Annotated in this window: 25 protein-coding genes; 12 read left to right on the top strand and 13 right to left on the bottom strand. The window is 73.2% G+C overall.

Features of this window, described 5'->3' with window-relative positions:
- Positions 1-30: 30 nt before the first annotated feature.
- Genes AB0316_RS10820 through AB0316_RS10810 form a run of 3 tightly spaced genes read right to left on the bottom strand, consistent with a single transcriptional unit; the run spans position 31 to position 5076 of the window.
- Positions 31-1503, bottom strand: a complete 1473-nt coding sequence (locus tag AB0316_RS10820; protein WP_366273019.1) for a DUF5719 family protein — start codon at positions 1501-1503, stop codon at positions 31-33.
- Complete coding sequence (locus AB0316_RS10815; protein ID WP_366273018.1) at positions 1500-4772, bottom strand: glycosyltransferase family 2 protein; 3273 nt, start codon at positions 4770-4772, stop codon at positions 1500-1502. The genes AB0316_RS10820 and AB0316_RS10815 overlap by 4 nt, the downstream gene beginning before the upstream one ends.
- A gap of 37 nt (positions 4773-4809) precedes the next feature.
- Positions 4810-5076, bottom strand: coding sequence for a WhiB family transcriptional regulator (locus AB0316_RS10810; protein ID WP_020143018.1), 267 nt, complete (start codon positions 5074-5076; stop codon positions 4810-4812).
- Positions 5077-5319: 243 nt separating this feature from the next.
- Between AB0316_RS10810 and cofD the strand changes: the two genes are divergently transcribed.
- Together cofD and AB0316_RS10800 are read left to right on the top strand one after the other, a co-directional pair.
- Positions 5320-6321: a 2-phospho-L-lactate transferase gene (gene cofD / locus AB0316_RS10805; protein WP_366273017.1), complete on the top strand. Its 1002-nt coding sequence runs from the start codon at positions 5320-5322 to the stop codon at positions 6319-6321.
- Positions 6318-7376 (top strand): coenzyme F420-0:L-glutamate ligase, encoded by a 1059-nt coding sequence (locus AB0316_RS10800; RefSeq protein WP_366273016.1) that lies wholly within the window; start codon positions 6318-6320, stop codon positions 7374-7376. The genes cofD and AB0316_RS10800 overlap by 4 nt, the downstream gene beginning before the upstream one ends.
- Positions 7377-7415: 39 nt before the next feature.
- On the opposite strand, the gene AB0316_RS10795 is transcribed toward AB0316_RS10800, so the two are convergent.
- Positions 7416-8387 (bottom strand): zinc-binding dehydrogenase, encoded by a 972-nt coding sequence (locus tag AB0316_RS10795; RefSeq protein WP_366273015.1) that lies wholly within the window; start codon positions 8385-8387, stop codon positions 7416-7418.
- A gap of 52 nt (positions 8388-8439) precedes the next feature.
- Here AB0316_RS10795 and AB0316_RS10790 point away from each other — a divergent pair, with 52 nt between their 5' ends.
- The 3 genes from AB0316_RS10790 to AB0316_RS10780 all read left to right on the top strand — a co-directional run bounded on the left by AB0316_RS10790 (position 8440) and on the right by AB0316_RS10780 (position 10513).
- Positions 8440-9120: a biotin transporter BioY gene (locus AB0316_RS10790; RefSeq protein ID WP_366273014.1), complete on the top strand. Its 681-nt coding sequence runs from the start codon at positions 8440-8442 to the stop codon at positions 9118-9120.
- 74 nt (positions 9121-9194) lie between these two features.
- Positions 9195-9839, top strand: a complete 645-nt coding sequence (locus tag AB0316_RS10785) for an ABC transporter ATP-binding protein (protein WP_366273339.1) — start codon at positions 9195-9197, stop codon at positions 9837-9839.
- Positions 9836-10513 carry an energy-coupling factor transporter transmembrane protein EcfT gene (locus AB0316_RS10780; protein WP_366273013.1) on the top strand — a complete coding sequence of 226 codons (678 nt, stop codon included), beginning with the start codon at positions 9836-9838 and terminating at the stop codon, positions 10511-10513. The genes AB0316_RS10785 and AB0316_RS10780 overlap by 4 nt, the downstream gene beginning before the upstream one ends.
- Here AB0316_RS10780 and AB0316_RS10775 read toward each other — a convergent pair.
- The 3 genes from AB0316_RS10775 to AB0316_RS10765 form a co-directional block, all read right to left on the bottom strand.
- Complete coding sequence (locus AB0316_RS10775) at positions 10510-11685, bottom strand: NADP-dependent malic enzyme (protein ID WP_366273012.1); 1176 nt, start codon at positions 11683-11685, stop codon at positions 10510-10512. The genes AB0316_RS10780 and AB0316_RS10775 overlap by 4 nt on opposite strands.
- A gap of 173 nt (positions 11686-11858) precedes the next feature.
- A complete protein-coding gene (locus AB0316_RS10770; protein ID WP_366273011.1) occupies positions 11859-13154 on the bottom strand; it encodes an HD domain-containing phosphohydrolase in 1296 nt (431 codons plus the stop codon).
- Positions 13151-14461, bottom strand: coding sequence for an HD domain-containing phosphohydrolase (locus AB0316_RS10765; protein WP_366273010.1), 1311 nt, complete (start codon positions 14459-14461; stop codon positions 13151-13153). The genes AB0316_RS10770 and AB0316_RS10765 overlap by 4 nt, the downstream gene beginning before the upstream one ends.
- Before the next feature lie 402 nt (positions 14462-14863).
- Here AB0316_RS10765 and AB0316_RS10760 point away from each other — a divergent pair, with 402 nt between their 5' ends.
- Positions 14864-14986 (top strand): hypothetical protein, encoded by a 123-nt coding sequence (locus tag AB0316_RS10760; RefSeq protein ID WP_366273009.1) that lies wholly within the window; start codon positions 14864-14866, stop codon positions 14984-14986.
- A 68-nt stretch (positions 14987-15054) separates the two neighbouring features.
- Here the strand turns inward: AB0316_RS10760 and rsrA are convergent, their stop codons facing one another.
- The 4 genes from rsrA to AB0316_RS10740 all read right to left on the bottom strand — a co-directional run bounded on the left by rsrA (position 15055) and on the right by AB0316_RS10740 (position 17664).
- A complete protein-coding gene (gene rsrA / locus AB0316_RS10755; RefSeq protein WP_366273008.1) occupies positions 15055-15363 on the bottom strand; it encodes a mycothiol system anti-sigma-R factor in 309 nt (102 codons plus the stop codon).
- A complete protein-coding gene (locus AB0316_RS10750) occupies positions 15360-16064 on the bottom strand; it encodes a sigma-70 family RNA polymerase sigma factor (protein ID WP_366273007.1) in 705 nt (234 codons plus the stop codon). The genes rsrA and AB0316_RS10750 overlap by 4 nt, the downstream gene beginning before the upstream one ends.
- Positions 16065-16186: 122 nt before the next feature.
- Positions 16187-16828, bottom strand: coding sequence for an alpha/beta family hydrolase (locus tag AB0316_RS10745; RefSeq protein WP_366273006.1), 642 nt, complete (start codon positions 16826-16828; stop codon positions 16187-16189).
- On the bottom strand, positions 16825-17664 hold the full coding sequence (locus AB0316_RS10740) for an SOS response-associated peptidase (protein ID WP_366273005.1): 840 nt from the start codon (positions 17662-17664) through the stop codon (positions 16825-16827). The genes AB0316_RS10745 and AB0316_RS10740 overlap by 4 nt, the downstream gene beginning before the upstream one ends.
- Positions 17665-17839: 175 nt before the next feature.
- Here AB0316_RS10740 and AB0316_RS10735 point away from each other — a divergent pair, with 175 nt between their 5' ends.
- The 5 genes from AB0316_RS10735 (at position 17840) to AB0316_RS10715 (ending at position 22307) form a co-directional block, all read left to right on the top strand.
- The gene (locus AB0316_RS10735; RefSeq protein WP_366273004.1) at positions 17840-18370 is read left to right on the top strand and encodes a DoxX family membrane protein; all 531 of its coding nucleotides are present in this window, start codon (positions 17840-17842) and stop codon (positions 18368-18370) included.
- A 67-nt stretch (positions 18371-18437) separates the two neighbouring features.
- Positions 18438-19766, top strand: a complete 1329-nt coding sequence (gene aroA / locus AB0316_RS10730) for a 3-phosphoshikimate 1-carboxyvinyltransferase (protein WP_366273003.1) — start codon at positions 18438-18440, stop codon at positions 19764-19766.
- Positions 19763-20806: a ribosome small subunit-dependent GTPase A gene (gene rsgA, locus AB0316_RS10725; protein ID WP_366273002.1), complete on the top strand. Its 1044-nt coding sequence runs from the start codon at positions 19763-19765 to the stop codon at positions 20804-20806. The genes aroA and rsgA overlap by 4 nt, the downstream gene beginning before the upstream one ends.
- 77 nt (positions 20807-20883) lie before the next feature.
- Positions 20884-21684, top strand: coding sequence for a histidinol-phosphatase (hisN, locus tag AB0316_RS10720; protein ID WP_366273001.1), 801 nt, complete (start codon positions 20884-20886; stop codon positions 21682-21684).
- A 44-nt stretch (positions 21685-21728) separates the two neighbouring features.
- A complete protein-coding gene (locus AB0316_RS10715) occupies positions 21729-22307 on the top strand; it encodes a GNAT family N-acetyltransferase (RefSeq protein ID WP_366273000.1) in 579 nt (192 codons plus the stop codon).
- Positions 22308-22393: 86 nt separating this feature from the next.
- Here the strand turns inward: AB0316_RS10715 and AB0316_RS10710 are convergent, their stop codons facing one another.
- Both AB0316_RS10710 and AB0316_RS10705 read right to left on the bottom strand, forming a co-directional pair.
- Positions 22394-23782 carry a pitrilysin family protein gene (locus AB0316_RS10710; protein ID WP_366272999.1) on the bottom strand — a complete coding sequence of 463 codons (1389 nt, stop codon included), beginning with the start codon at positions 23780-23782 and terminating at the stop codon, positions 22394-22396.
- Complete coding sequence (locus AB0316_RS10705) at positions 23779-25155, bottom strand: pitrilysin family protein (protein ID WP_366272998.1); 1377 nt, start codon at positions 25153-25155, stop codon at positions 23779-23781. The genes AB0316_RS10710 and AB0316_RS10705 overlap by 4 nt, the downstream gene beginning before the upstream one ends.
- A gap of 170 nt (positions 25156-25325) precedes the next feature.
- Between AB0316_RS10705 and AB0316_RS10700 the strand changes: the two genes are divergently transcribed.
- Positions 25326-25766, top strand: a complete 441-nt coding sequence (locus AB0316_RS10700) for a hypothetical protein (protein WP_366272997.1) — start codon at positions 25326-25328, stop codon at positions 25764-25766.
- The last annotated feature ends 123 nt before the right edge of the window (positions 25767-25889 follow it).

The raw sequence follows: 25889 nt of genomic DNA, 5'->3' as shown, positions 1-25889 counted from the left end.
GCCGTCCGGCGCGCACGCCGGAGGGCCCGGCTAGTTGCGGACCTGACGAACGGGCACGGACTGGGCCCGCACCGGTGCCTCGCTGAGGGAGGCCACCGACAGGAAGGGCACGCCCCCGTCGACGCCGGAGACCGAGACGGCACCACGCACGGCGCCGCTACCGGTGCCCGGCACGACCCACACGGAGTCGGCGTCGCCCGCGTCGACGACAGCGGTCGAGTCGGCCGCCACCGAGACCGTGGAGACGCGGGCGGCGTCACCGGAGCCGAGCCGCACCTGCACGGTGGCGGGAGCCGGACCGGCCGTGAGGAGCAGCCGCTTGGTCGTACCGCCCAGCGCGGGCAGCACCACGCCGGCGACGTTGCGGATCGCGGGCGTGGCCGGCGTCCAGGCGAAGTCGCCCATCCGGTCGGCCGTCGCCGCACGCCGCTCGGTCCACGCGGCTGCGACGAGTGCCTGGTCGGAGCGGATCCCGACGCCCATCGGCGCGGCGTTGCCGGGCACCGACACGTCCACCGTGGAACCGGCCGGGACGCGCACGGCGCGGAGGTTGTCCGGCTGCACCGCCCCCTTGTCGGTGAGCAGGCGCACCTGGGCCAGGGCCTCGGTGTCCCCGGGGTTGGCCAGCCGGAGCCAGACGGCGCCACCGGTCTCGACCGCGGGCACGACGAGGTCCTTGCCGGGAGCGGCCGCGCGGGTGGCGTCGTCGATGCCCCGACCGGTCGCGCCGTCGATCCACTGCTCGTCGAGGACGGCAGCGACCACGCCTCCGGTCGCGGTGACGTGGACCACCGGTGACGGCTCGTCGGGGGCCACCGCGTCGAGCGAGAGCACCTCGCGGGACAGCGGCGCGATCGACATCGTGCGACCGGCCGCCGCATCGATGCGCCCGGCACGGCCGAGCACGTCGAAGGAGACGGTGACCGCGTTGGCGCCGGGGTTGGTCACGATGACCCGCTCGGTGCGCGACGCGCCGCCGCCGCCTCCGACCAGCCACACGTCCGACGAGGGCAGCTGGCAGGGAGTGACGGCCAGGCCACGGTCGTCGTCGCCAGTGTGGCGCCAGACCTGCGTGGCAACGAGTCCAGGGGCCAGTCCCCCGCCGGCGCGGGCGAAGACCGGGTCGGCGGTCGAGCTCGCGGCCGACACCACGGACCCGCGATCGGAGGTCTGGCCGAGGCCGCGGGAGGACGGACCGCCCAGCAGCTGCACCGTGCCCGTGGCGCCGGAGGGGGCGCCGGCGACGACACCGGCGGCCGCGGAGGCCGCGCCGACCGTCACGGTGCCCTTGACGTCGCGCAGGCCGGTCGCCCCGAGGCGCTGCTGGCCGGGGCACACGAGCGTGGACTGGTCGACGAGCACGCTTGAGGCCTCGGGGAGGCCGGCACGCCCGCTCGCGGCGGCGAGCTGGAGCGAGCCGCCGACCCGGGTGGCGCCCACGGCGAGGCCGGCGGCAGCCAGCGCCACCACGCTGGCCCGGAGGATCCCGGTCACGTTGCTCACGAGCGTCTCCTGGACCGTCGGTTGCCGAAGGGCACTGCCATGAACACCACGAAGCCGAGCAGCACGGCCTGAGCCAGTCGCCACCACGGTTCGGCGGCGGCGAGGTCGACGTTCAGCGCTCCAGCGGTGGGCGGCACGGCATACGTCGGCTGGGCCCTCCCGGCCACGGGCTGCAACTCGCGCCCGTCGAAGGTGACCAGCGCCTGCTGCGACCACTGGGCCGGCTCGGCGAGGACCAGGAAGCGCGCGCCGTCACCGGCTGCCAGCGTGGTTACCACCGCAGCGTGCGGCCCTGAGGTCGGCACCACCTGCAGCAGGCGCCCCTTGGCGTCGACCAGACGGGCCCGCGAAGGAGCCGTGGCGGGGGCGACGCCCTTGACGGGACGGAGCGGCTGGACCTTCCACAGGGTGCCGCGCTCGCTCGTGCCGAGGCGGCTGAGCCCCTGGGCGGAGTCGAGCCGGCGCGCGACCGCCGAGTCGGCCGTGCCACGCACCTGCACGAAGCCGATGCCGAGGCGGGCCAGGGCCGTGGAGTCGAGCGAGTCGGCGCTGCGTCCCCCGACGATGTCGGCCACGGCGTCGACGAGCGGCGTCTCGTCGGCGTCGGGAGCCCGGTCGAGGTCGCGCAGCAGCTCGCCGGGCTCCTGGCCCGCGAGCACGAAGTCGACGACCGTGTCGGACGGTCGCAGGAGGAGCAGGCGGTTGCCCAGCGCGCCCCTGCCCTGCTCCACGGCCACGGCCGGCAGGGTGGCCTGGCCGACGGACAGGGTGCGTCCGATGCCGTCGACGCCCCACAGCGCCGCGCTGCCGACGACCGGCACGACGGCGAGTGCGGCGGCCACGGTCGCCGCCGCGAAGGTCCAGCGGCCACGGGGGCCGGCGAGCGCGGCCAGCACCGGCCGGCTGCCGGCGAGCAGGCCGACGACGAGGCCGGCGACCCACAGCTGCACGCCCAGCCCGGCCCAGAGATGAGCGGAGGCCGACCGGCCGACGCCGGTCTCGGCGGAGCCGAGCACGACGTGCGCGGAGGCCAGCGCACCGGCGAGTCCGACGAGCGCGAGAAGGCCACCGACCGCGAGGCCGACCGACTCGGAGCGGCTGCGCCCGCGGACGGCGAGGCCGAGCACCCCGAGGACCACGAGCGGCGCGCCGAGCCAGACGGCCCAGGTCCCGGCGCCGGGGGCACCGAGGACCAGGGCCAGCACCCCGAGGACTCCGCGGTCGTCGCCGGTCGAGAGCAGACCTGCCCCGGACAGGAGCAGGCGCGGGTCGTCGACGAACCGCACCACCCAGGGCCCGAGGAGCGCGACGGGCACGAGGAGCAGCACGAGGGCGCGAACCCGGCGCAGGCCGGGGCCCAGCACGAGCAGGAGCAGGGCTGCGACGACAGAGAGCGCCAGCAGGGGCGGCGCGAAGGCGCCGAGCACTGCGGTGGCGAGGGCCGTGGCGAAGGTGGCGGTGAAGGTGCCGTCGCGCCGGGCTGCGAGGCAGAAGCCGGCCAGCACGAAGGGAAGCAGGATGTGGACGACCGACACGGTGACCCGGCCGTGCGCCAGCGCCGTGGTGGCCACTCCAGCGGTGCCCCACGCCAGCGCTCCGACGGCGCGGGCCACCCGGGAGCTGCTCACCACTCGCCCGGCGAGGTAGGCCGACCAGGTGGCGAGCACCGGGGTGAGGAAGAGCAGCCAGGCCACGGTGACCCCGGCGCTCGAGCGGCTCTCGGCGACGCCGGGCACTCGCTCGGCGAGCCAGGTGAGGGCCGACAGCACGGCCAGGTGCGGCCCGGACTCGGCGCCCGTGCCGAAGCCGGCACCGTGCCAGGCGTCGCGGAACGCGTGCCAGAGGCCGTAGGAGTCGGTGGTCACCGGGCGCAGCTCGCCGCCCGCGACACCGGCGTTGGTCGGCGACAGCGCTCCGGCGCGCAGGGCGTCGCGCCAGGCCGCCACCGTCGCCACGAGCACGGCCACCGCCGCGAGGAAGCCGGGATGGGTGGCGACCCGACGGGGCAGGGATGCCGGAAGATTGTCCAGCGACTCCGAGTCGTCGGCGACCGGCCCGGTCTCGGTGCTGGTGGTGAGGGCCTCGTGCCGGGCGCGAACCCGCTCGGGCGTGATGGCGTCCTGGATGTGGTCGATGGTCGTGCGCGCGGCGACGGTGGGCGCGACGAACAGGGTGCCGAGGTGGTCACGGCGCAGACGCTTGGTCGCGCGGCCGCGCCAACGGGCAGCCAGCGTGGCGAAGGGGTGCAGCAGCGCGCTCACGTCGGTCAGCTCGCGCCAGGCCAGTCGCGGGCGCTTGGCGAGCAGCAGGGTCAGCGAGGCGACGACGGCGGACAGCGCCATCCACAGCGCGAGGAACGGCGCCGCGAGCGGCGAGCACCGCGCGAGGGTCACCTGCCGGGCGGCCCGGCGACCGCGCCGCTCGAGGTCCCGGGAGCCGGCCACGCCGGGGCGCTCCCCGTCGAGGCTGGCCGAGGCGTCGCGTACGACGGCGGCGGGGACGACGACGACGCGGTGGCCGGCGAGCTGCGCACGCCAGCCGAAGTCGAGGTCGGAGCCGTGCTCCACGAACGCCCGGTCGAAGCCGCCCAGGTCGTCCCAGACGGAGCGGCGCACCAGCATGCCGCTGGTGCTGACCGCGAGGACGTCGGCGCGGGTGTCGTACTGCCCCTGGTCGGCCTCACCGCGAGCCGGCGACGCGAGGCGACGGCCGGTGCGGGTGATCTGGATGCCCATCTCGACCAGGCGCCGGGGGTCCTCCCAGCTGACGATCTTGGGCCCTGCCACGCCGACCGACCGGGATCGCAGCCCGGCCTGCAGGAGCTGCGCCAGCGCGTTGGCCCGCGGCACGGTGTCGTCGTGGAGCACCCACACCCAGCTGGACGAGGGGTCGGCCGGGACGGGAAGCGCCTCGACGCCGCGCTGGATGGCGCGGCCGACGGGCACGCGCTTGTCGAGGCGGAGGACCTCGACGGACGGGACGGCCCGGCGGACGCCCGCGTGGGCCTGCGCGATGGCGGCCGAGGAGTCGCTGCTCGCGACGTCGACGACGACCAGACGCGCGGGCGGCAGTGTCTGGGCGGCCAGGCCGTCGAGACACTGGGCCAGCCACGCGGCACCGTTGTGCACGACGACGACCGCGTCGACCGCCCCGCTCGTGCGCTGCCCGGTGGAGGGAGGGGCGGTCAGCGACACGTAGGACGCACCGCCCGCGGTCGCGGGGGTGCTCTGGTCTCGGGCGAGCTCGTCGGGCACAGCGGCTACCTTCACCCGGACGCCTGGGACGGGCCGGGCCTGCGCTTCACGCTCAGACCGCGCGCTTCTTCAGCTTGCGGCGCTCCCGCTCGGACAGTCCGCCCCAGATGCCGAAGCGCTCGTCGTTGGACAGGGCGTATTCGAGGCACTCGGACCGCACCTCGCACCCGACGCAGACCTTCTTGGCCTCGCGCGTGGAGCCGCCCTTCTCCGGGAAGAACGCCTCCGGGTCGGTCTGGGCACAGAGCGAGCGCTCCTGCCAGGAGAGCTCACCCTCCTGCTCGCCCGTGTCCGACCAGACCACCATCAGCTCGTGCATGACCCCTCCTCGACCCTGACTGCACCTGTGTGTCAGCACTGTCGCACCGAGCGGCATCGCATTTCGGAGGTTCCGGACAAAATGCTCCGGCTCGCCCAGCCACGTGACCCGACCGACTACAACAATGGAATTACATGCGTGTCATACCCATCCCGTCAAGCGGCTTGGTGATATTCGCCCCCTGACTTTGCGCCGCCGCACCCGGGCAAGCCCCTCCGGACGGCGTGCTGAGAGGATTGGGGCATGCGCATCACCGCCCTGGCCGGAGGAGTCGGCGGCGCCCGGTTCCTCCGCGGCCTGCTCGAGCACGTCCGACGCACCGCCGACGCCGGGGGCCACGACCCCGCCGAACCGCTCGAGCTCACCGTCATCGGCAACACCGGCGACGACATCACGCTCTTCGGGCTGCGGGTGTGCCCCGACATCGACACGCTGCTCTACACCCTCGGCGGCGGCATCCACGAGGGTCAGGGCTGGGGACGGGCGGACGAGACCCACAGCCTCGCCGCGGAGCTCTCCGCCCTCGGCGCCGAGCCGCAGTGGTTCACCCTCGGCGACAAGGACTTCGCCACCCACGTGTATCGCTCGCAGCTGCTGGGCCAGGGTATGCCGCTCAGTGCCGTCGTCGAGCGCCTTTCTGCCCGCTGGGGGCTCGGGGATCTGGGCGTGCGGCTGCTCCCGATGACCGACACCCCGGTCGAGACCCACGTCGTCGTGGACGACGACGGCGAGCGCCGCGCCATCCACTTCCAGGAGTGGTGGGTGCGCCACCGCGCCGCGCTGCCCGCAGAGCGCTTCGTCGTCGCAGGCCTCGACCGCGCGACGGCGGGCCCCGGCGTGCTCGACGCCATCCGCGAGGCCGACCTGGTCCTGCTGCCGCCCAGCAACCCGGTCGTCTCGATCGGCATCATCCTCGGCGTGCCCGGGGTGCGGGACGCCCTGCGCGGCACCCGCGCCCCCGTCGTGGGCGTCTCCCCTCTCGTGGGGGGCCGGCCTGTCCGGGGCCACGCCGACGTGTGCCTGCGCACCATCGGGGTCGAGGAGACCAGCTCCGGTGTGGCCGGTCTCTACGCGGACTTCCTCGACGGCTGGCTCGTGGACGAGGACGACCCGATGCGCGAGCGGCCCGGCCTCGAGGTGGTACGCCGCCCGCTGCTGATGAGCTCGGTCGAGGCGGCCGCCGACATGGCCGGCGCCGCCCTCGACCTCGGCGTGCGCCTGCGCGCGGCACGGGCCAGCGCGTGACCGCACCCGTTGTCGTCACCCCGCTCACCGGCATACCCGAGGTGGTGGAGGGCGACGACCTCGTCGACGTGCTCCAGGCGGGGCTCGACCACGCCGGAGTGCAGCTCGCCGACGGCGACGTCGTCGTGGTCTCGAGCAAGGTCGCGAGCAAGGCCCTGGGCCTCGTGGCCCACGCCGAGGACAAGGAGGGCGTGGTCAGCGGCGAGAGCGAGTACGTCGTGGCCGAGCGGGCGGTCGGGGACCGGCTGACCCGCGTCGTGCGGGCCAAGGCGGGCCCGGTCATGGCGGCCGCCGGCGTCGACGGCTCCAACACGGGCGAGCGGGGCGGCTGGCTGCTGCTCCCCCACGAGCCGGACGCCGTCTGCGAGCAGCTCCACGACGCGCTCGTGGCCCGCCACGGCGTACGCGTCGGGGTCGTCCTCAGCGACACGGCTGGCCGGCCCTGGCGCGTCGGCCAGGTCGACTTCGCCCTCGGGGCACACGGGCTGCGAGTGCTGGATGACCTGCGCGGCGGGTCCGACGCCGACGGCAAGCCGCTCGAGGTGACGGCACGCGCCGTCGCGGACGAGGTCGCAGCCGCCGCCGACCTGGTCAAGGGCAAGGTCTCCGCCGTCCCGGCCGCCGTGGTGCGCGGGCTGCCCGACGCCCTCGTCGACGAGCCCTCCGAGCCGCACGCCCGCGCGCGCGACCTCGTGCGCACCGGCCCCGGCGACTGGTTCGGCTACGGCCGGGTGGAGGCCGTGCGGGCGGCCCTGGGCGTCGAGCCCGGCAGCCCGGAGGCCAGGGAGGTCGGCATCGCCCAAGCAGGTCCCGAGAGCCGGGCCGAGGCGGTGTCGCGGGCGGTCCGGACGGCCCTGCACGGCTTCGAGTCGGGCACCGCCGACGTCGGCCCGCTGTCGGTGACCCTGGGCGCCGACTCCTCCTACGAGCTGGGCCAGCTCGTGGCGCGGCTGTGTGCCGCGTTGTGGTGCGAGTGGCTCATCGGCACGGCCGGCCCCCCGTCGGCGGACGCGCTCTCGACCGTCGTGCACGTCTCGGCCGCGCCGTTGCCCTGACCCAGCCCGGATCAGGGCCCGGCGCGCCGGCGGCTGCCGTCACCCGACGGTGAAGACGACTTTCCCGAAGACGTCACCGTCGACCATGCGGGCGAAGCCCTCACGGGCCTGCTCGAGCGGCAGGACCGAGTCGACGACCGGCTCGATGCCCCGCTGCTGCACGAACCGCGCGAGCTGGGCCAGCTCCTCACGGCTGCCCATCGTGGACCCGACGACCCGCAGCTGCTTGAAGAAGATCTTGGTCAGCTCGGCCTTCGCCGGGGCGTCGCCGGACGTCGCACCGGAGATGACGATCGTGCCGCCGGGGCGCAGCGAGTTGACGGAGTGCGACCAGGTCGCGGCGCCGACCGTCTCCATCACGGCGTCGACGCGCTCGGGGAGGCGTTCGCCGGAGCCGAAGACCCTGTCGGCGCCGATGTCGAGCGCCCGCCCCCCTCGGGTCTCGTCCCGGGAGGTGGCCCACATCCGGTAGCCGGCGGCCGAGCCGAGCTGGATGAGCGCCGTCGCGACGCCGCCGCCGGCCCCCTGGACCAGCACAGTCTCGCCCGGCTGCACCCCGGAGTTGGTGAAGAGCATGCGGTATGCCGTCAGCCACGCCGTCGAGAGGCACGCGGCGGTCTGCCACGACATCGACTCCGGCTTGGGCACGACGTTGCCCGCCGGGACGAGCACCTTCTCGGCGAGGGTGCCGTCGTGCAGCTCGGAGAGCAGCGTGCGGCGCGGGTCGAGCGTCTCGTCCCCGCGCCAGCCGTCCGACGGCACGACGGCGTGGACGATGACCTCGTGGCCCTCGGCGTCCACGCCGGCGCCGTCGCAGCCGAGCACCATGGGCAGGCGGTCCGCCGGCAGCCCGACGCCGCGCAGGGACCACACGTCGTGGTGGTTGAGCGCGGCGGCACGCAGGTCGACGACCTCCCACCCCGGACGGGCCTTCGGATCGGGCCGCTCCCCCACCTCGAGGCCGGAGAGCGGGTCGGAGGCGGACTGACTGACGGCGTAGGCAGCGAGCATTGCAGCACCATAGTGACCGGCGCCCTCCGGCAGCCCCGGTAGGGTCCTGCCCGTGAGCGACAACACCCCCGTGCGCAGCGCGGACCCGCGGCCCGCGACGCTGCCGCGCAGCAGCGACCCCGAGGCGGTTCCGGCCACCGCGGACGCCCGGGGCGTCGATGCCCAGGGCGTCGCGCTCGTCGCCGTCTTCACGGCCCTGCTCGTCGCGGCCGCCGTCGTGCCGGGCATCCCGGTCGGCGGTCTGGGCGTGCCGATCACGCTCCAGACGCTGGCCGTCATGCTGACCGGACTCGTGCTCGGACCCGCACGCGGCGCGCTCGCCGTCCTGCTCTACCTGCTGCTCGGCTTCGTCGGGCTGCCGGTCTTCAGCCGTGGGCAGTCCGGCCTGCAGGTGCTGAACGGCCCGACCGCCGGCTACCTCGTCTCCTTCCTCGTGGCGGCGCTCGTCGTCGGCGTGGCTGCCCGCGTCGTCCTGCGCCGGACGGGGCGGAGCCTGTGGGTGCCGCTGCTCGTCGTGGCGTCCTTCGTCACCACGGTCGCCGTCGTACACGTCCTCGGCGTCGTCGGGATGATGGTCAACCTGCGGCTGCCCCTGTCGGCAGCGATCACCGCCGACCTCCCGTTCCTGCCCGGTGACCTGCTCAAGGACGTCGTCGCCGTGGTCGCTGCGGTCGCGGTGCACCGGGCGTTCCCCGACGTGCTCGTCCGGCGCCGCGGACTGACGACCCGGTGACCCGGGTCCACCTCGACGGAGCCGCGTTCGAGGTGCCGGTCGAGGTGGCGGACCACGGCGGCGGGGCTCGCCGCATGCGCACGGTCCTGGCGCCCGTCGACCTCGTGCTCACCGAGGCGAGAGTCAGCGTCATCGGCTCGAACGGCTCGGGCAAGTCGACGCTGCTGCGCCTGCTCAACGGGCTCGTCACGCCCACGTCCGGCACCGTCACGGTCGACGGTCTCGACACCGTCCGCCACGGCGCCCGGGTCCGACGCCGCGTCGCGTTCGCCTTCACCGACCCGCTCTCCCAGCTCGTCATGCCGACGGGGCGCGAGGACGTCGAGCTCTCCCTGCGCCGCCTGCACCGCTCGCGTCGGGAGCGCCGGCTCGCGGCCGAGGCCGTGCTCCAGCGCTTCGGGCTCACCGCGCTGGCCGACCAGAGCGTCCACGAGCTGTCCGGCGGCGAGCGCCAGCTCATGGCGCTCGCCGCCGTGCTCGCGACGGACCCGGCCCTGCTCGTCCTGGACGAACCGACGACGCTCCTCGACCGACGCAACACCCTGCGGTTGCGGGCGCTGCTGGAGCAGGTGCCCCAGTCGGTGGTGCTCGCGACCCACGACCTCGACCTGGCTGCATCGGCCGACCGGACCCTGGTCGTCGACGCCGGGCGCATCGTCTTCGACGGGTCCCCCGAGGAGGCGGTGCGCCACTACGTGGACCTGGTGGACCGGCCGTGACCACGCCGGGGCTCTTCACCTCGCACGTGCCGGGCAGCTCCCCGGTGCACCGGGCGCCCCTGTGGCTCAAGCTCGCCGCTGTCCTTGTGGTCGGCTGCGCCGCGTGGTTCGCCCGATCCCTGGCTGCGGTGCTCGTCGTGACTGCTCTCGTCGTCGCCGCCGCCGTACTCGCCCGTCTGCCCGTCCGGCGCTTGCTGGGCTCGGTGCGCGCTCTGGCGCCCGTGCTCGTCCTGCTGCTCGGCTTCCAGTGGTGGCAGAGCGGGCCCGCGTATGCCGTCCGCGTCGTCCTCGGGATCGTCAACGCGTTCCTTGCGGCAGGTGTGCTCACGGCCACCACGCCCGTCACCGACCTGCTCGACGGTGTCGTGCGCGCGGCTCGGCCCCTGCGTCGCGTCGTCGACCCCGAGGTGGTCGCGCTGACCCTCGGGATCGTCGTCCGCTCCGTCCCCTGGGTGGCCGGCTCGTTCTCGGAGGTGAGGCAGTCCGCGCGCGCCAGGGGGCTCGAGCGCAGCCCGAGGGCCGTCGTCGTGCCCACGGTGGTGCACGTCGTCGCGTACGCACGCTCCACCGGGGAAGCGCTGGCCGCGCGCGGCCTGACCGACCCCGCCGGCTCCTCCGGTGTGGGCGGTGCTCCCGGACCGGACCGGCCCGGGAGCACCAGCCCTGTGGACTAGCTGACGCGGTCGCGCAGGGCCAGCGCCGAGACTGCCTCGGCGACGGCCGGGGCCACCCGCTCGTCGAAGACGCTGGGCACGACCCGGTCGGCGGTCGGCTCCTCCACGAGCTGCGCGATGGCCCGGGCGGCCGCGAGCTTCATCTCCTCGGTGATCTGCCGGGCACCGCTGTCCAGCGCGCCGCGGAAGAGACCCGGGAAGGCCAGCACGTTGTTGATCTGGTTCGGGAAGTCCGACCGACCCGTGGCGACGACCTCGGCGAACCTGGCGGCCGTCTGGGGGTGCACCTCCGGGTCGGGGTTGGCGAGCGCGAAGATGACGGCCCGAGGGGCCATCCGCATCAGGTCGCGCTCGGCGACGGTGCCGCCCGAGACGCCGATGAGCACGTCGGCTCCCGAGAGCGCGTCCCCGAGCGTCCCCGTGACGCCGTGTCGGTTGGTGACCTTGCGCAGCTGCTCCTTGTGGTCGGGAAGGTCGACGCGATCCGGCCCGAGCACACCGCGCGAGTCGACGACGACGACGTCGCCGATCCCCGCCGAGAGCAGGATCCGGCTGACGGCGACGCCCGCCGCACCGGCCCCGGAGACGACGACGGTGAGCTCCTCGAGCGCCTTCTCCACGACTTGGGCCGCGTTGAGGAGCGCGGCGAGGGCCACGATCGCCGTGCCGTGCTGGTCGTCGTGGAAGACGGGGATCGCGAGCCGCTCCTGCAGCCGGCGCTCGATCTCGAAGCAGCGCGGCGCCGAGATGTCCTCGAGGTTGATGCCTCCGTAGGTCGGCGCGATGCGCACGACCGCCTCGACGATCTCCTCGACGCTGCCCGTCTGCATGCACACCGGCACGGCGTCGACGTCGGCGAAGTGCTTGAAGAGGACGGCCTTGCCCTCCATCACGGGCATGGCCGCCAACGGCCCGACGTCCCCGAGGCCGAGGACCGCGGTGCCGTCGCTGACGACGGCCACGGTGTTGCGGCGGCTCGTGTAGATCGCCGCCAGGGCGGGGTCGGCCGCGATGGCGCGCGAGACGCGCGCGACACCAGGGGTGTAGAGGAGGGAGAGGTCGGACGCGTCGTTCAGCTCCGACGTGGCGTGTACCCCGAGCTTTCCGCCCAGGTGGGCCCGGAAGACCGGGTCACTCGGGTCGAAGAGCTGGTGGGCGGGCAACGCACTCATGCTGGAACACCTCGTTCGCATGGAGAGAAGAGGGCAGGAGGCCCTCACTGGTTCAGACAGTGCCGGGGGTCTGGCCTGCATGCTCGTTCTCGCGACGGGGGTTGCCCGAGGTCGCCATCATGGCACGTGACACCGTCGGCGCCCATGGCCGGCAAGCCGATGTGACGGCTCTCTCAGGCCGTGGCCACGGCGTCGTCGAGCGACTTCAGCAGGGCGTCGACGACCCGCGGGTCGTACTCGTACCCGAGGCCCAGGTAGATGCGCTCGACCGCGGCCTCGCGGGCGCGTAGGCTCCGCGCGCCGGCGGTGAGGTCCTCGTACGCGTTGGCGACCTTGACGATGCGGCTGGTGAGCGGGATCTCCTCCCCCAGCTCGCGCACCTGGCGGTAGGGCGTCGTCTGGTGCTCGAGGATCCGGGCCACGCCCTCGAAGACGCCCGTCTCCCGGACGATGGCCACGGTGTCGGCCTCGATGCGGCGCTGGTCGGCGGGTGCGGCGAGCACCGTCGCCCCGCCCGGGATCGGCTCGATGAGCGCCACCTGCCCGATGTCGTGCAGCAGCGCCGCGTACTCGAGGTCGAGCAGCTCGCGGTCGGAGAGGCCGAGCTCCCGGCCGATCCGCACGGCCAGCTCGGCGACGCGCTCGGAGTGCCCCGAGGGCGTGTAGCCGGCGGCGTCGGTCAGTCGCGAGAGGGTCCGGATGCTCTGCAGGTAGGTGGCACGGATGCTGACGTAGCGGCGGAAGGCGAAGAGGGTCAGCACGAGCGGGATGAGGAAGAGCGGCAGGGCTGCGATGCCGAGCGGCGGGGCCGCCAGCGCGATGAGCACACCCGTGACCGCGACCGCTGCCGACAGTGTGAAGGAGGAGCGGAACTCCTCGACGAAGGTGCGGCGGACGTGCGCCCGAGCCGAGATCGCGCGCAGCAGAGAGGTGACGAGGGCGTCCAGCACCAAGGCGAGCAGGCAGATGACCAGCATCACGACGGCCTGCTGCCAGGGCACGGCCACGAGCTCGCGTAGCGGGGAGCCGGCCCCCTGTCCCAGCACCACGAAGCGGTAGCCGATCGCGACCACGACGATGGCCACGAACCGCCCGAGCGTGTCCACCAGGCTGGTGTCGCGCCGGGCAGCCACGAGGACGATGGTCCCCAGCGCCATGGAGACGGCGGTGACGGCGAGGACCGCGGGCGCCCCATATGGCAACTGGATGCCGCCGGGGAGCCGGGTCGTCAGCGCGAGGCCGAAGGCCGCAGCCATCGACATCGGCGCGGCCTCTCGGAAGCCGGGTGCCGAGATGTGGATCCACTCGCCCGCGACGATCGTGACGGCGAACGCGGCCACGAACCACCCGGTGGAGTGGTCCAGGATCGCCGACAGGTCGCCGGTCCACACCGCTGCGACGACGGAGGCGAGCAGGCACAGCAACCCGAGGGTGCCGGCCAGGGACTCACGGCGCAGCAGGGCCTTCACGACGCCACCTCGACCGCCGCGCCCAGTGGCCAGCCGTGCTTGTCGAGCGCCGTGACCGCTGCCTCGACCACAGCAGGATCGAAGCGCCCCGGGTCGGAGCGCAGCGCCGTGCCCGCTTCGGCTGCGGTCGTGGCAGACCTCCCAGAGTCGTCCCGGAGGAGGCCGTCGATGGCGGTGGCAACGGTGACGATGCGCGCGGCGACGGGGATGTCCGGTCCGGAAAGGCCGTCCGGGCGCCCGGTGCCGTCGAACCGCTCGCACTGGTGGCGGATGCCGGACCGGGCGGCCTCGAGGAAGTCGATGCCCTCGATCATCCGGGCACCGATCACGCAGTGACCGTCGAGGATGCGCCGCTCGCTGGGGCTCAGGGACGAGGGGTGCCGCCGCAGCAGCCGGGTGGCCACCCCGAGGTGGCCGACCTCGTGGAGCATCGCGGCGTAGCGCACCGTGCCGATCTGTGCCGGGGTGAGCCCCAGCTCCTCGGCGATCCACTCACCGAGGAGGGCGGTGCGCCTGCTGCGGTCGACGGCAGCGGGCTCCTTGGTGCCGAGGGCCGTCACGAGCGTGTCAACGGTGCGCTCGTGCGATCGCATCTCCTCGCCGTACTGGATGAAGGCCCAGCGAGCGGCGAGCAGAGGAGGCAGCACGAGGAGGGCGCTGAAGGCACCCAGGCCGGCGGGGAACCACAGGATGACGAAGAGCAGGCCGATGACCCCGTAACCGACGTAGGCCACGCCGGATCCGCTGAGGACGCGCCGGAGCTGGATGCCGAAGGGGATGCCCAGGTCGAGATGGATGACTCCCGCCAGCAGAATCGCATTGACCATACAGGCGACGACATCTGCGGCGAGCAGAGGCAGCCCGACACGCGCTCCCAGCTCCGAGGTGCTCATCCCGACCATTCCCTCGCCGGCCGCCCCGGCCAGTGCGCGGTAGGTGAATGCGGCCGCGGCGCCGAGCAACCCACACATCGCCGCGTTGAACGCCGTTGCCGACCAGCGCTGTTGGCGACGGTCCAGCAGCATCGAGACGGAGCCGACGACCCAGGCTCCGAACACGCCCACTATGGCTGCCGAGGCGACGAGGATGATCGAGAGGAAGGAGAAGCTGATCCGGGTGCCGACCTCGGGCTCTCGGATCTGGAAGCTCACCATGCCCATGAGGCACAGGAGGACGAGCGGGCCGACGGCGGGCGCGGGTAACAGGGTCCAGCTCAAGAGCCCCGTCAGGATCGACGCGAGGACAACGAGCGCAAGGTAGACGGGCAACCACCGCGACCTTGCGGTACGGGGGGCGGCGGGGCTCACGGCAGTCACGGTAGCGCGACGGCACCGGGACCGTGGCCGGTCCCGGTGCCGTCTGAGTGGGTCGTTGAGCGGCTCAGCCGTTCCAGCCCCACACGCTGGCGATGGAGATGAGCGCGTTCGTCGTGTAGTTGCCGGTGGTGGCGAGGGCCGAGAGAAGGGCAGCGAACATTGGGGGCTCCTAGTGCATAGTTGTTCCGGATGCGTGCGCCATGGAGGGGCGTTGCTCGCGGCAGCACAGAACACTGAGTGTGACCTCAGTGTTCATGCTGCCAAGACTAGGTCGGCGCACGGAAGTAGATCCGGCCGTTTCGGACGGATCTATACCAAGATTTTAAGGTCGGGAGCGTATCTGCGAGAGCGAATTGGGCCACCTCGTCGCGGTGTGGAAGAATCGGTGCCTCGGTGCCCGCACGGGGACCGAGACCGTGCACGACCCAAGGAGAGCCGACGATGAGCAAGCGCGCCCGCAAGCGCCGCTCCCGCAAGGGCAACGCCGCCAACCACGGCCGCAAGCCCAACGCCTGAGCCGCAGACGTCAAAGGCCCGCACCCGATCACTCGGGGCGGGCCTTCGTCGTGTCCAGCAATAGGGTTTCAGCCGCGGTCGACCTGGATCATCGTCATCGAGATGCGCGACATGATCGTCAGGCGCAGCGCCTCGGGCGCCCGCTCGGACTCGCACGAGCGCTTGATGAGCGACTTCAGCGTGGTGTCGAGGTCGTACTCCTTGAGGCAGGGACCGCACTCGTCCAGATGCGCCTGAATCTTGGCGACCTCTTCGGGCCCGAGCTCCCCGTCGAGGTACTCGTAGACCCGCAGCAGCGCCTCGGAGCAGTCGGTGTGCGTCGCAGCACCCTGCGACGGTGTGGTCGTCTCCGGCCTCCCGGTGGTCTCTTCGCTCACGACCGGCCTCCCTTCGAGCTCTCGGCGGCGTCGGTGCCCGCAGACGCTCCGGCGGCGACGAAACCGCGCTCGGCGGCATACTCCGAGAGCAGGTCGCGAAGCTGGCGTCGCCCGCGGTGCAGGCGGCTCATGACGGTGCCGATGGGTGTCTCCATGATCTCGGCGATCTCCTTGTAGGAGTAGCCCTCCACGTCGGCGAAGTAGACCGCGAGGCGGAACTCCTCGGGGATCGCCTGCAGGGCTCGCTTGACGTCGCTGTCGGGCAGGTGGTCGAGCGCCTCGGCCTCGGCGGACCGCAGGCCCACGGAGGTGTGCGACTCCGCGCGGGCCAGCTGGTAGTCCTCGATCTCAGCGGAGTCGGACTCGAGCGGCTGGCGCTGCTTCTTGCGGTAGGTGTTGATGTAGGTGTTGGTGAGGATGCGGTACATCCACGCCTTGAGGTTGGTCCCCGGCTTGTACTGGTGGAAGGCGGCGTACGCCTTCGCGAACGTCTCCTGGACCAGGTCCTCCGCGTCGCTCGGGTTGCGCGTGGTACGCAGGGCTGCGCTGTAGAGCTGGTCCAGCAGCGGCATCGCCTCGCGCTCGAAGCGCGCCCGACGCTCGGGCTCGGTCTCGGTCGCGACGTCCACCGTGGTGTCGTCGCTGCGCGGCTCGGCCACCTGCACGCCGGCGCTCGGGTCGGGGTTCTTGTCCTTTGCCATCGCCCCCCAGCCTAGACCGGTGGGCGGCAGGAACCGGTCGTGCACGACCTGCACGACCGACTCGGCGGACCCGGTCTCGGGGGCACGGGTAGGGCAACTGAGCATGCACCGTGCAACGACACCTAGACGGGCAGCATTCCCGCCACGGCGGAGAGGGCGTCGGTGATCGCGCTGCGCGAGCTCTTCGGGAAGCTGTGGCCGCCGGGCACCTCGATCAGGCTCGCCCCGGACGGCAGGTGTGCCCTCACCTCGTCCGGCGTCCCGAACGCGTCGGTGCGGCCCTGCACGACCCACGTCGGCTCGGGCGCGAGCGCCAGCTCGTGGGCGCGGGACTTCTCCGGCTGCCCAGGAGGGTGCAGCGGGAAGCTCAGCAGCAGGGCGGCGTCCGCCATCAGGGGCCCTGCGGTGCGACAGGCGACCCGGGCCCCGGCGCTGCGCCCGCCGAGGACGAGAGGACGCGGCAACCGGCCGCGCCCGGTCATGAGTGCCTCGACGATCGGGACCCAGGCGGCGTCGAGCGTCGGGGGGCGCCCGGCCACCCGCCGGCCGGCCACGAGCCACGGCTGCTCCACGAGCGCCACGGCCCAGCCGGCGGCCACGAGCACCTCGCGTGCGATGGCGAGGTCGATCGCCCCCAGGCCTCCCCCGGCCCCGTGGCCGAGGACGACGCTGCCGCGCGGCGAGACGGGGCAGTCGAGGTGCACCCGACCGGGTCCACCCGGCGTCTCGACCTCGCGGACCGCGTGGCGGATGGCATCGCTCACCCCGCGAGCACCTCTCCCGTCATCGGGTCGACGACCCCCTCGAGCTCCGAGGCCGGCACCCGCTCGAGCAGGCCGGGCCCGTTGTTGCGGGTGGCGCCCACCGCGCGGCCGACGGGGTAGGCCTCGAAGCGCCCCGGCTCGGCGAAGTCGAGGACACCCTGCACGAAGTCCGGGTCCTTCTCGTCGGGGTCGAGCCAGCGCGACCACTGGTCGCGCTCGAGGACGAGCGGCTGCCGGTCGTGGATCCGGTCCATGCCGGGGTCGGCCGCGGTCGTGATGATCGTGAAGGTCGTCAGCCAGGCGCCCGGGTCGCCGTCCGGCAGGCCTCGGTCGCGCCAGAACTCGTAGAGCCCGGCGAACCCCACGGCGTCGCCGTCGGCCCGGTGGATGAAGAAGGGCTGTTTGCGCGGCTTGCCCTTGGCGTCGACGGCGGTCGGCGACACCTGCCACTCGTACCAGCCCTCGGCCGGCACGACGCAGCGTCGCGACAGCGCAGCCTTGGCGAAGGCGCCCTTGCCGAGCACCGACTCCGCGCGGGCGTTGGTCATGCGCAGGCCCATGGAGACGTCCTTGGCCCACGACGGCACGAGTCCCCACGTCAGCAGGCGCAGCTGGCGCGTCGGGGCCGACTCCTCCCCGTCCTCTCCACGCGGGCGGCGGGTGAGCACGACGGGCGCCTGCTTCGACGGGGCCATGTTCCAGTCCGGCTGGCCGGCGGGCGGGGTCTGCGGGTTCTTCAGGATGCTGCGGCCCGGCTCGGCGGTGTGGTCCTCGTCGACATCGAACGCCTCGACCAGCTCGTCGGGCCGCGCGCTCGCGGCATACCTCCCGCACATGCGCCACAGCGTATGCCGCGGGGTGACCACTGCGGCTCCCGAAACCGCCGACGGTCGTGTCCGCGGGTGCGGGCGCCGGCCCGCGCGGCGGGGGTATGTCGATACCGTAGGTGTCCATCAGGTCCACGATGGCTGCGGCGCGCTCCGGCGAGCGGTGGCCAGAGGAGGAAATCGTATGATCGTCCGCCGTCTCGCCCGTCCGCTGCTCGCGTCCGTCTTCGTCGCCGCAGGGGTCGAAGCCCTGCGCAACCCGGCCGCGCGCACCGACCAGGCTGCCCACCTCCTCGAGAAGGTGCCCGGCCAGGTGCCCGGCGCCGAGGTGGCGGCCAAGGACCCGGACCTGTTCGTGCGCGTCAACGGCGGCGCGCTCCTCGGCGGCGGCCTGCTCCTGGCCACCGGGCGTATGCCGCGCCTGGCCTCCACAATCCTCGCGGCCTCCGTCGTGCCCACCACCGCCATCGAGCACGCCTTCTGGGAGGAGAGCGACCCCGCCCGCAAGGCGGCGGCGCGCAGCCTCTTCCTCAAGAACGTCGGTCTTCTCGGCGGCCTCCTGCTCGCCGCGGTCGACACCGAGGGGCGCCCGGGGCTTGCCTGGCGCGCCCAGCACGCGACGAAGACGACGCGGCGCGAGGCACGCCACGCCCAACGGGCCGCCAAGCGAGAGGCGCGCCTGCTTGCCCACCGAGCCCAGGACGTCGTGAGCTGACTTGAGTCCCGCCGACCATTCCCCTCCTTCCCCGCCCGCCTCTCCCTCCGACCTCCACCGTCACGCCGTGACGGTGGAGGCGGACTGGGCGGCGCCGGTCGCACCGGGCCCGCTCGAGGCGACCGTCGTGCTTCCCGGCAGCAAGTCGCTCACCAACCGCTACCTCGTTCTCGCGGCCCTGGCGAGCGAGCGTTCCCGCCTCCGGGCCCCGCTCCGCTCCCGCGACACCCTGCTGATGGCGCAGGCGCTGCGGTCGCTCGGCGTCCGCATCGACGACGTCGCCCCCGAGGGCGACTCCGCAGACGGGTCCGTGCCCGACTGGGTGGTCACGCCGCCCGAGCAGCTGCGCGGCGACGTCGCGGTCGACTGCGGCCTGGCCGGCACGGTCATGCGCTTCCTGCCTGCTGTCGCGGCACTCGCCGACGGCCCCGTACGCCTCGACGGCGACCCGCAGGCACGCGTCCGCCCGATGCGCCCGGTCATCGAGGCGCTGCGCGCGCTCGGCGTCGAGGTCGACGACGACGACGGCCACCTGCCGCTCACCGTCCGTGGCCACGGCCGCGTGCGGGGCGGGGACGTCACGTTGGACGCCTCTGCCTCCTCGCAGTTCATCTCCGCCCTGCTGCTCGCCGGCGCCCGCTACGCCGAGGGCCTCACAGTGCACCACGCGGGCGAGCCGGTGCCCAGCGAGCCGCACATCCTCATGACCGTCGAGACCCTCCGCGACGCGGGAGCCATCGTCGACGACAGCGAGCCGAACACCTGGCGCGTCGAGCCGTCCGAGATCAACGCGCTCGACGTGTCCGTCGAGCCGGACCTGTCCAATGCCGGGCCGTTCGTGGCCGCTGCCCTGGTGGCCGGAGGCACGGTGAAGGTGCCGGGCTGGCCGCAGCACACGACGCAGGCCGGAGACCTGCTCCGCGAGATCCTCGACTCGATGGGTGCCGACGTGCGCCTCGACCGCACCGGCCTGACCGTCACCGGCTCCGGCGAGCTCGTCGGCATCGACATCGACCTGCACGACGCTGCCGAGCTGACACCCACCGTCGCGGCGCTCGCCGCACTGGCCTCGACCCCGACGTGGATCCGTGGTGTCGCCCACATCCGCGGCCACGAGACCGACCGGCTCGCGGCCCTGACCGCCGAGCTCGGCGGCCTCGGCTCGGCCGTCACCGAGACCGCGGACGGGCTGCGCATCGCGCCGGCGCGCCTGCACGGCGGCCGTTTCCGCAGCTACCACGACCACCGCATGGCCACGGCCGGCGCCATCATCGGGTTGCGGATGCCGGGCGTCGAGGTCGAGGACATCGGCACCACCCGCAAGACGCTGCCCGACTTCGTCGGCCTCTGGCGAGGGATGCTCGACAGCTCGGCACGGGCAGTGCTCCCCCGATGAGCTGGCGCGACCTCGACGAGGGGGACGTCCGGGTCCGACCGAGCCGCAAGGGATCCCGGCCACGCACCAAGGAGCGGCCGGCCCACGCCGACGCGGTCATCGCCATGGTCATCGGGGTCGACCGGGGTCGCTACACCTGCCTGGTGCCCAAGGGCTCGCTCGGCCGCAAGGAGTCCGAGCGGGTGGTCACCGCCATGAAGGCGCGCGAGATCGGACGCACCCGGGTCGTGGTCGGCGACGAGGTGGCGCTGGTCGGCGACCTCGCCGGAGGTCCCGACGCCCTGGCCCGGATCGTGCGCATCGAGGAGCGCCGGTCGGTGCTGCGGCGCACGGCCGACGACACCGACCCCTACGAGCGCATCATCGTGGCCAACGCCGACCAGCTCGTCATCGTGACTGCCCTCGCCGACCCCGAGCCGCGACCGCGGATGGTCGATCGCTGCCTCGTCGCGGCCTACGACGCCGACCTCGAGCCGCTGCTCGCCCTGACCAAGGCCGACCTCGTCGACCCGAGCGAGTTCCTCGCCAGCTACGCCCCACTCGAGGTCGAGCACGTCGTCACCTCCTGGCACGACGGGCAGTTCTCCGGTCTCGACGAGCTGCGGGCGCGACTCTCCGGCAAGGTGTCCGTCCTCGTCGGGCACTCGGGTGTCGGCAAGAGCACCCTCGTCAACGGCCTCGTGCCCGGTGCGCTGCGCGCGACCGGCGTCGTCAACGACACGACCGGCCGTGGCCGCCACACGTCCACCAACGCCGTCGCCCTGCGCCTGCGAGGACCCGACGGGTCCGACGACGGCTGGGTCATCGACACTCCCGGCATCCGCTCGTTCGGCCTGGCCCACATCGACGTCGACCGCATCATCGACCACTTCCCCGACCTGGCGGCCGGCACCGACGGCTGCCCGCGCGGGTGCAGCCACGACGAGGAGGAGTGCGCCCTCGACGCCTGGGTCGCCGAGGGCCACGCCGGTCCTGCCGGGGCCTCACGCCTCGCCTCACTGCGGCGCCTGCTCGCGAGCCGCGCCGGCGAGGAGCACTGAGCCGGGCGGCATACGTCCTCGGCGCGCCCGGGCGGGCACCCGAGAAAGCGTCCCGGGCTTCCCGCTAGGTTGACCCGGTGACCTCCTACGACGACGACCTCCGGCTCGCCCACGTCCTCGCCGACGCCGTCGAGCGGGTGACCATGTCGCGCTTCCGCGCCGCCGACCTCGTCGTCGAGAGCAAGCCCGACCTGACCCCGGTCACCGACGCAGACCGGGCCGCCGAGGAGCTCATCCGCTCGCAGCTGAAGCGGACCCGGCCGCGCGACGCCGTCGAGGGCGAGGAGTTCGACACCACCGGCCACGGCTCGCGCCGGTGGATCATCGACCCGATCGACGGCACGAAGAACTTCGTCCGCGGCGTGCCGGTGTGGGCCACCCTCATCGGCCTCGTCGTCGACGCGAAGCCGGTCCTCGGCCTGGTGGCAGCGCCTGCGCTGCAGCGACGCTGGTGGGCGGCGACCGGCTCGGGCGCCTGGACGGGCCGCTCCATCTCCTCGGCGCGGCGCATGGCGGTCTCGCAGGTGGGCCGACTCGGCGACGCGTCGCTGTCCTACTCCTCCCTGTCCGGATGGCGCGTGCGCGGGCGGCGCGACGACTTCCTCGACCTCATGGACGACTGCTGGCGCACGCGCGCCTACGGCGACTTCTGGTCCTACATGCTCGTCGCAGAGGGCGCGGCCGACATCGCGGCCGAGCCGGAGCTCGAGGTCCACGACATGGCCGCGCTCGTCGCGATCGTGGAGGAGGCCGGGGGCCGGTTCACCGGGCTGGACGGCAGGCCGGGGTGCTGGAGCGGCAACGCCCTCGCCACGAACGGCCTGCTGCACGACGAGGTGCTCTCACGCATCGGCATGCCACCCGCTGAGAACCGCTGAGACCCGGACCGGCGGGCACCCCTGCGACGTCTAGCCTTTCCGGCATGAGCACCGCAGACCTCACCGACGCCGCATCCCGGCCGGCCTCCGTGCGGGTGGCCGGGGCCGAGGACGCAGAGACGCTTGCCGCCGTCGCCGGCGCCACCTTCGAGCTGGCGTGCCCACCCTCGATGACACGGGAGCGCATCGAGGCCTTCGTCGCCGAGGTCCTCTCCCCCGCCCGCTTCGCGGACTACCTCGCAGACCCGGACCGCCACCTGCTGCTGGTCGAGGACGACGAGGCCGCGCTGGGCTACGCGATGCTCGTCGCCGGCGAACCCCAGGACGCCGACGTACGGGCCGCGATCCGGCTCCGGCCCACCGTCGAGCTGTCGAAGATCTACGTCCTGCCGGCCGCCCACGGCACGGGCGCCGCGGCCCTGCTCATGGCTCGGGCGCTGGAGTGGTCGGCAGGCTCCGGCGCCTCCGGCGTGTGGCTCGGCGTCAACCAGCAGAACGCACGGGCGCAGCGCTTCTACGCCAAGAGCGGTTTCGAGCGCGTCGGCACCAAGCGCTTCCTCATCGGGGGCAGCTACGAGGACGACTACGTCATGGAGCGACCACTGGCCCCGCGGCTCGCCTGACCGAACGCCGCGTTCGGTTTCGAACTCAGTGTTGTAACAGTGAGTTCGCGGCCGAACGCGGCGTTCGGTGGGTGTCGGCGGGTGGGTCAGGCGTCGGTGACGACGGTGATGTCGCCGAGGCCGAGGGCCTCGAGGTCGTCGAGGTGGGCGCCCGCGTCGCCGGCCATGACGATCGTCCAGCCCGCGCCGGGGGTGCCGTCCGCGATCCCCGCTCCGTGCGCGAAGCGGTCGTATGCGGCCTGCACGCGGTCCCGGTCGACGGTGGCCAGGTCGCGCAGGTTGGCCGTCGTGAACTCGGTCGTGCGCCCGTCGAGGGCCATGCTGACGGCTTCGTCGGCGATGGCGTCGGCGGTGGCGTAGCGGCCCGGCGCCGTCTTGGAGATGAAGTCGACGCCGGAGCGGACCTCCTTGTCGCGAAAGCCTGTCCGCCCGCTCTCGAGGATGTCGACGAGCAGCCGCAGGGACTCGGCCGTCGAGTCGGCGCGCACCGAGCCCGAGGTCAGGAACACGCCGCCGCACCGGCGAGGCCTGAAGCTCGAGCGGATGCCGTAGGTGTAGCCCTTCTCCTCGCGCAGGACCGCGTCGATGCGGGCGTTCGGCGAGCCGCCGAGGACGAAGCCGAGCACCGGGTAGGGCGCCCACCCTCCCTCGACCGAGCGGTCGGGCCCGGGGGCGCCGATGACGAACTCCGTCTGCACGGAGCCGGGCCGCGAGACCAGCACGATGCGGGCCCGGTCGGGCGCCAGCTTCGCGGCGTGCTGCAGGTGGGTCCCGCGGTCGCTCGGGCCGCTGTCCCAGCCGCCGAGTGCCTTCTCGACGAGCCCGGGCACGTCGAGGCCCTCCAGGTCGCCGGCCACCACGACCGTGACGCCGGCGGCGACGACGTGGCGGGCGTGGAAGTCTGCGACGTGCTCGCGGGTGATGGCGGACACGGTGTCGCGAGTGCCGCCGGTGGGACGCGACGACCGGTCCTCCGGGGCGTAGAAGGTGCGTACGAACTCGAGGCCGGCCCGGTGGGCGGCGACGGAGCGTTCCTGCTCGATCTCGGCGATCCGGCTGCGCACCTGCCGGGCCACCTCCGCCTGCGGAAACACGGGCTCGGTGAGGATCTGGCGCAGCAGGTCCAGGGCGGGCTCGAGGTTGCCCTTGACGACGTCGAGATCCACCGACAGGCCGGAGTCGGCCATCCCGGCACCGAAGCTGACGCCCTTGCGCTCGAGCAGGCGTGCGAACTCCTCGGCCGAGTGCGAGGCGGTGCCCTCGTCGAGGGTGCGCGCCATGATCGAGGCGACGCCCTCGAGCTCGCGCGGCTCATCACGCAGCGAGACGGGCAGGCCGAGCCGCACGGAGACGACATACTGGCCGGGCACGTCGTAGGTGATCAGGCGCAGGCCGTTGGGCAGGTCGTGCGTCGTGCCCTGCGGGAAGTCCCACGGCTCCGGCGGCGCGACGACGGGGCGGGCGATGGCGGTCATGCGGCCTCCTCCGGGTCCTTCTCGGTGCGCTCGACGCGCTCGGTGGGCGCTGGGGCGTCGTGCCCGGTGTCGCGGTCGGTCTCGCTCCCGTGGTCGGTGTCGCTGTCGGTCGCGAGGTAGCGGACGACGGCACGCGAGCGCGGGTCGAGCCAGGCCTGTGCCGCCGCGCGGGCCTGCTCGGCCGTGACGGCGCGGATGCGGTCCACGAAGGTGTTGACGTAGCCGGCGTCGCCGGTGAGCAGCGCGTGGTGGCTGATGTGGTCGGCCCGCTCCTCGATGCTGGCGAGGGCGCTGAGCCAGGACCGCTCGGTGTCGGCGATCACCGACTCGAGCTCGGCCGCGTCGGGGCCCTCGTCGAGGAAACGGCGGATCTCCTCGCAGACGGCGGCCTCCACCTCGTCGACGTCCGCGCCGGCGGCGACGTCGACGGTGATGGTGGCGAGGCCAGAGCCGTCGATCAGGCCCATGGTCCATCCGCCCACGGCCACGGCCGTCTCGTCGGTGCGCACGAGCCGCCGCACGAGTCGTGAGCTGGCGAGCCCGCCGAGGACGTCGACCGCCACTTGGCAGGCGAGGTAGTCGGGCGTGGTGTCGACCGGCAGGCGGAAGGAGATGTAGAGGCGGTCGTTGGGCACGTCGCCGACCCGGTCGAGGCGGACCGGCTCGTCCAGCGGCGGCAGTTGGGGGTGCCGTTCGCGGCGGTGCAGCTCGATGGGCGGCAGGTGTCCGAAGTACTTCTCGGCGGCGGCGAACCCCTCCTCCGGGGTGACGTCGCCGACGAGGGTCAGCACCGTGTTGTTGGGCCCGTAGTGGGCCCGGAAGAACTCGTGCACGTCCTCGAGGGTCGCGGCGTCGAGGTCCTCCATCGACCCGATGGTCGGGTGGTGGTAGGGATGGTCCTCGGGGAAGACGGTGGCGTAGATGTCGAGGAGCGCCGAGCCGTACGGCACGTTGTCGTAGCGCTGGCGCTTCTCCTCCTTGACCACGTCGCGCTGGTTGTCGAGGTTCTCCTGCGTCACGGCGTCGAGCAGGTGCCCGTGCCGGTCGGCCTCGAGCCACAGGGCGAGCTCCAGCGCTCCTGTGGGCACCGTCTCGAAGTAGTTCGTGCGGTCGAACCACGTCGTCGCGTTCAGCCGGGCACCCTCGTCCATCAGCGCCGAGAAGTGCTCGCCCGACGTGACGTTGCGGCTGCCCTGGAACATCAGGTGCTCGAAGAGGTGCGCGAAGCCGGTGCGCCCGGGCGCCTCGTGCCGCGAGCCGACGCCGACCCACAGGTTCACCGCGACGTTGGGCACCGTATGGTCCTCGCTGACGATGACTCGCAGGCCGTTGGCCAGGGTGCGCTCGACGAGCGGGTACGAGATCGCTGTCACGGGTCCGACCCTATGCGACAACTTTGCGAAGTTGTTACGGCTCCCGAGCGCGGGCCGGCTCCACGCACACCGCCGACCCGGCACAATCTGCTGGCACGACCGCACGACGCGTCGCGGCCCGAAGCGGCCACCAACAGGGGTCACAACTTCTCCACGAGGAGCGTTCCACCATGCCCGAGCAGCCCACGTCCGACCCGTCGCCGATCGTCCCGGACGGGACCACGCCCGAGGGGACGCCGGCCGATGCGGCGCAGGCACCCGCGACTCCCGCGAAGAAGCCCTCCAAGCGTCAGGCCATGCTGAAGCGGTTCGGCGGCGCGTTCCTCGCGATCGTCGCCGCGTTCGCCTTCAAGGCCTTCACGGCCGACGACGGCACGCACGGCATCAAGACCGGCGAGTGCGTGGCCGCAGTGGGCAGCAACGACTTCAAGAAGGTCGACTGCTCCGACACGACGGCCCTCGGCAAGGTGACGTTCATCCAGACCGATGCGGCCACCGACGAGGCGACGGCGCTCTCCCTGTGCGACAAGCACGGGGCCCAGGGCGCCTTCACGAGCTCGGAGAGCGAGGGCAGCAAGGGGACTGTCATCTGCGTCGCGGACGCGAAGTAGCCCCTCTCGGTCACGCATCGATGCCCCTGCCGACCCCGGTCCGCAGGGGCGTCGGTGTCTCTGATCGCGACATGACCCAACCATTGGTTATGAGTTGATCGAATAGCATCACCTCACGCTATG

The sequence above is a fragment of the Terrabacter sp. NPDC080008 genome (assembly GCF_040702505.1).
GTDB lineage: Bacteria > Actinomycetota > Actinomycetes > Actinomycetales > Dermatophilaceae > Terrabacter.
The sequence above is the reverse complement of the archived record's forward strand: the minus strand, read 5'-3'. Positions and strand labels throughout refer to the sequence as shown.

What these genes read in the sequence shown, in the direction of transcription:
- AB0316_RS10810 (WP_020143018.1), bottom strand. Translation starts at nt 5,076, where the DNA reads ATGCACGAGCTGATGGTGGTCTGGTCGGACACGGGCGAGCAGGAGGGT.
- cofD (WP_366273017.1), top strand. Translation starts at nt 5,320, where the DNA reads ATGCGCATCACCGCCCTGGCCGGAGGAGTCGGCGGCGCCCGGTTCCTC.
- AB0316_RS10795 (WP_366273015.1), bottom strand. Translation starts at nt 8,387, where the DNA reads ATGCTCGCTGCCTACGCCGTCAGTCAGTCCGCCTCCGACCCGCTCTCC.
- AB0316_RS10785 (WP_366273339.1), top strand. Translation starts at nt 9,195, where the DNA reads ATGCGCACGGTCCTGGCGCCCGTCGACCTCGTGCTCACCGAGGCGAGA.
- AB0316_RS10775 (WP_366273012.1), bottom strand. Translation starts at nt 11,685, where the DNA reads ATGAGTGCGTTGCCCGCCCACCAGCTCTTCGACCCGAGTGACCCGGTC.
- AB0316_RS10750 (WP_366273007.1), bottom strand. Translation starts at nt 16,064, where the DNA reads ATGGCAAAGGACAAGAACCCCGACCCGAGCGCCGGCGTGCAGGTGGCC.
- AB0316_RS10740 (WP_366273005.1), bottom strand. Translation starts at nt 17,664, where the DNA reads ATGTGCGGGAGGTATGCCGCGAGCGCGCGGCCCGACGAGCTGGTCGAG.
- AB0316_RS10735 (WP_366273004.1), top strand. Translation starts at nt 17,840, where the DNA reads ATGATCGTCCGCCGTCTCGCCCGTCCGCTGCTCGCGTCCGTCTTCGTC.
- rsgA (WP_366273002.1), top strand. Translation starts at nt 19,763, where the DNA reads ATGAGCTGGCGCGACCTCGACGAGGGGGACGTCCGGGTCCGACCGAGC.
- AB0316_RS10715 (WP_366273000.1), top strand. Translation starts at nt 21,729, where the DNA reads ATGAGCACCGCAGACCTCACCGACGCCGCATCCCGGCCGGCCTCCGTG.
- AB0316_RS10710 (WP_366272999.1), bottom strand. Translation starts at nt 23,782, where the DNA reads ATGACCGCCATCGCCCGCCCCGTCGTCGCGCCGCCGGAGCCGTGGGAC.
- AB0316_RS10700 (WP_366272997.1), top strand. Translation starts at nt 25,326, where the DNA reads ATGCCCGAGCAGCCCACGTCCGACCCGTCGCCGATCGTCCCGGACGGG.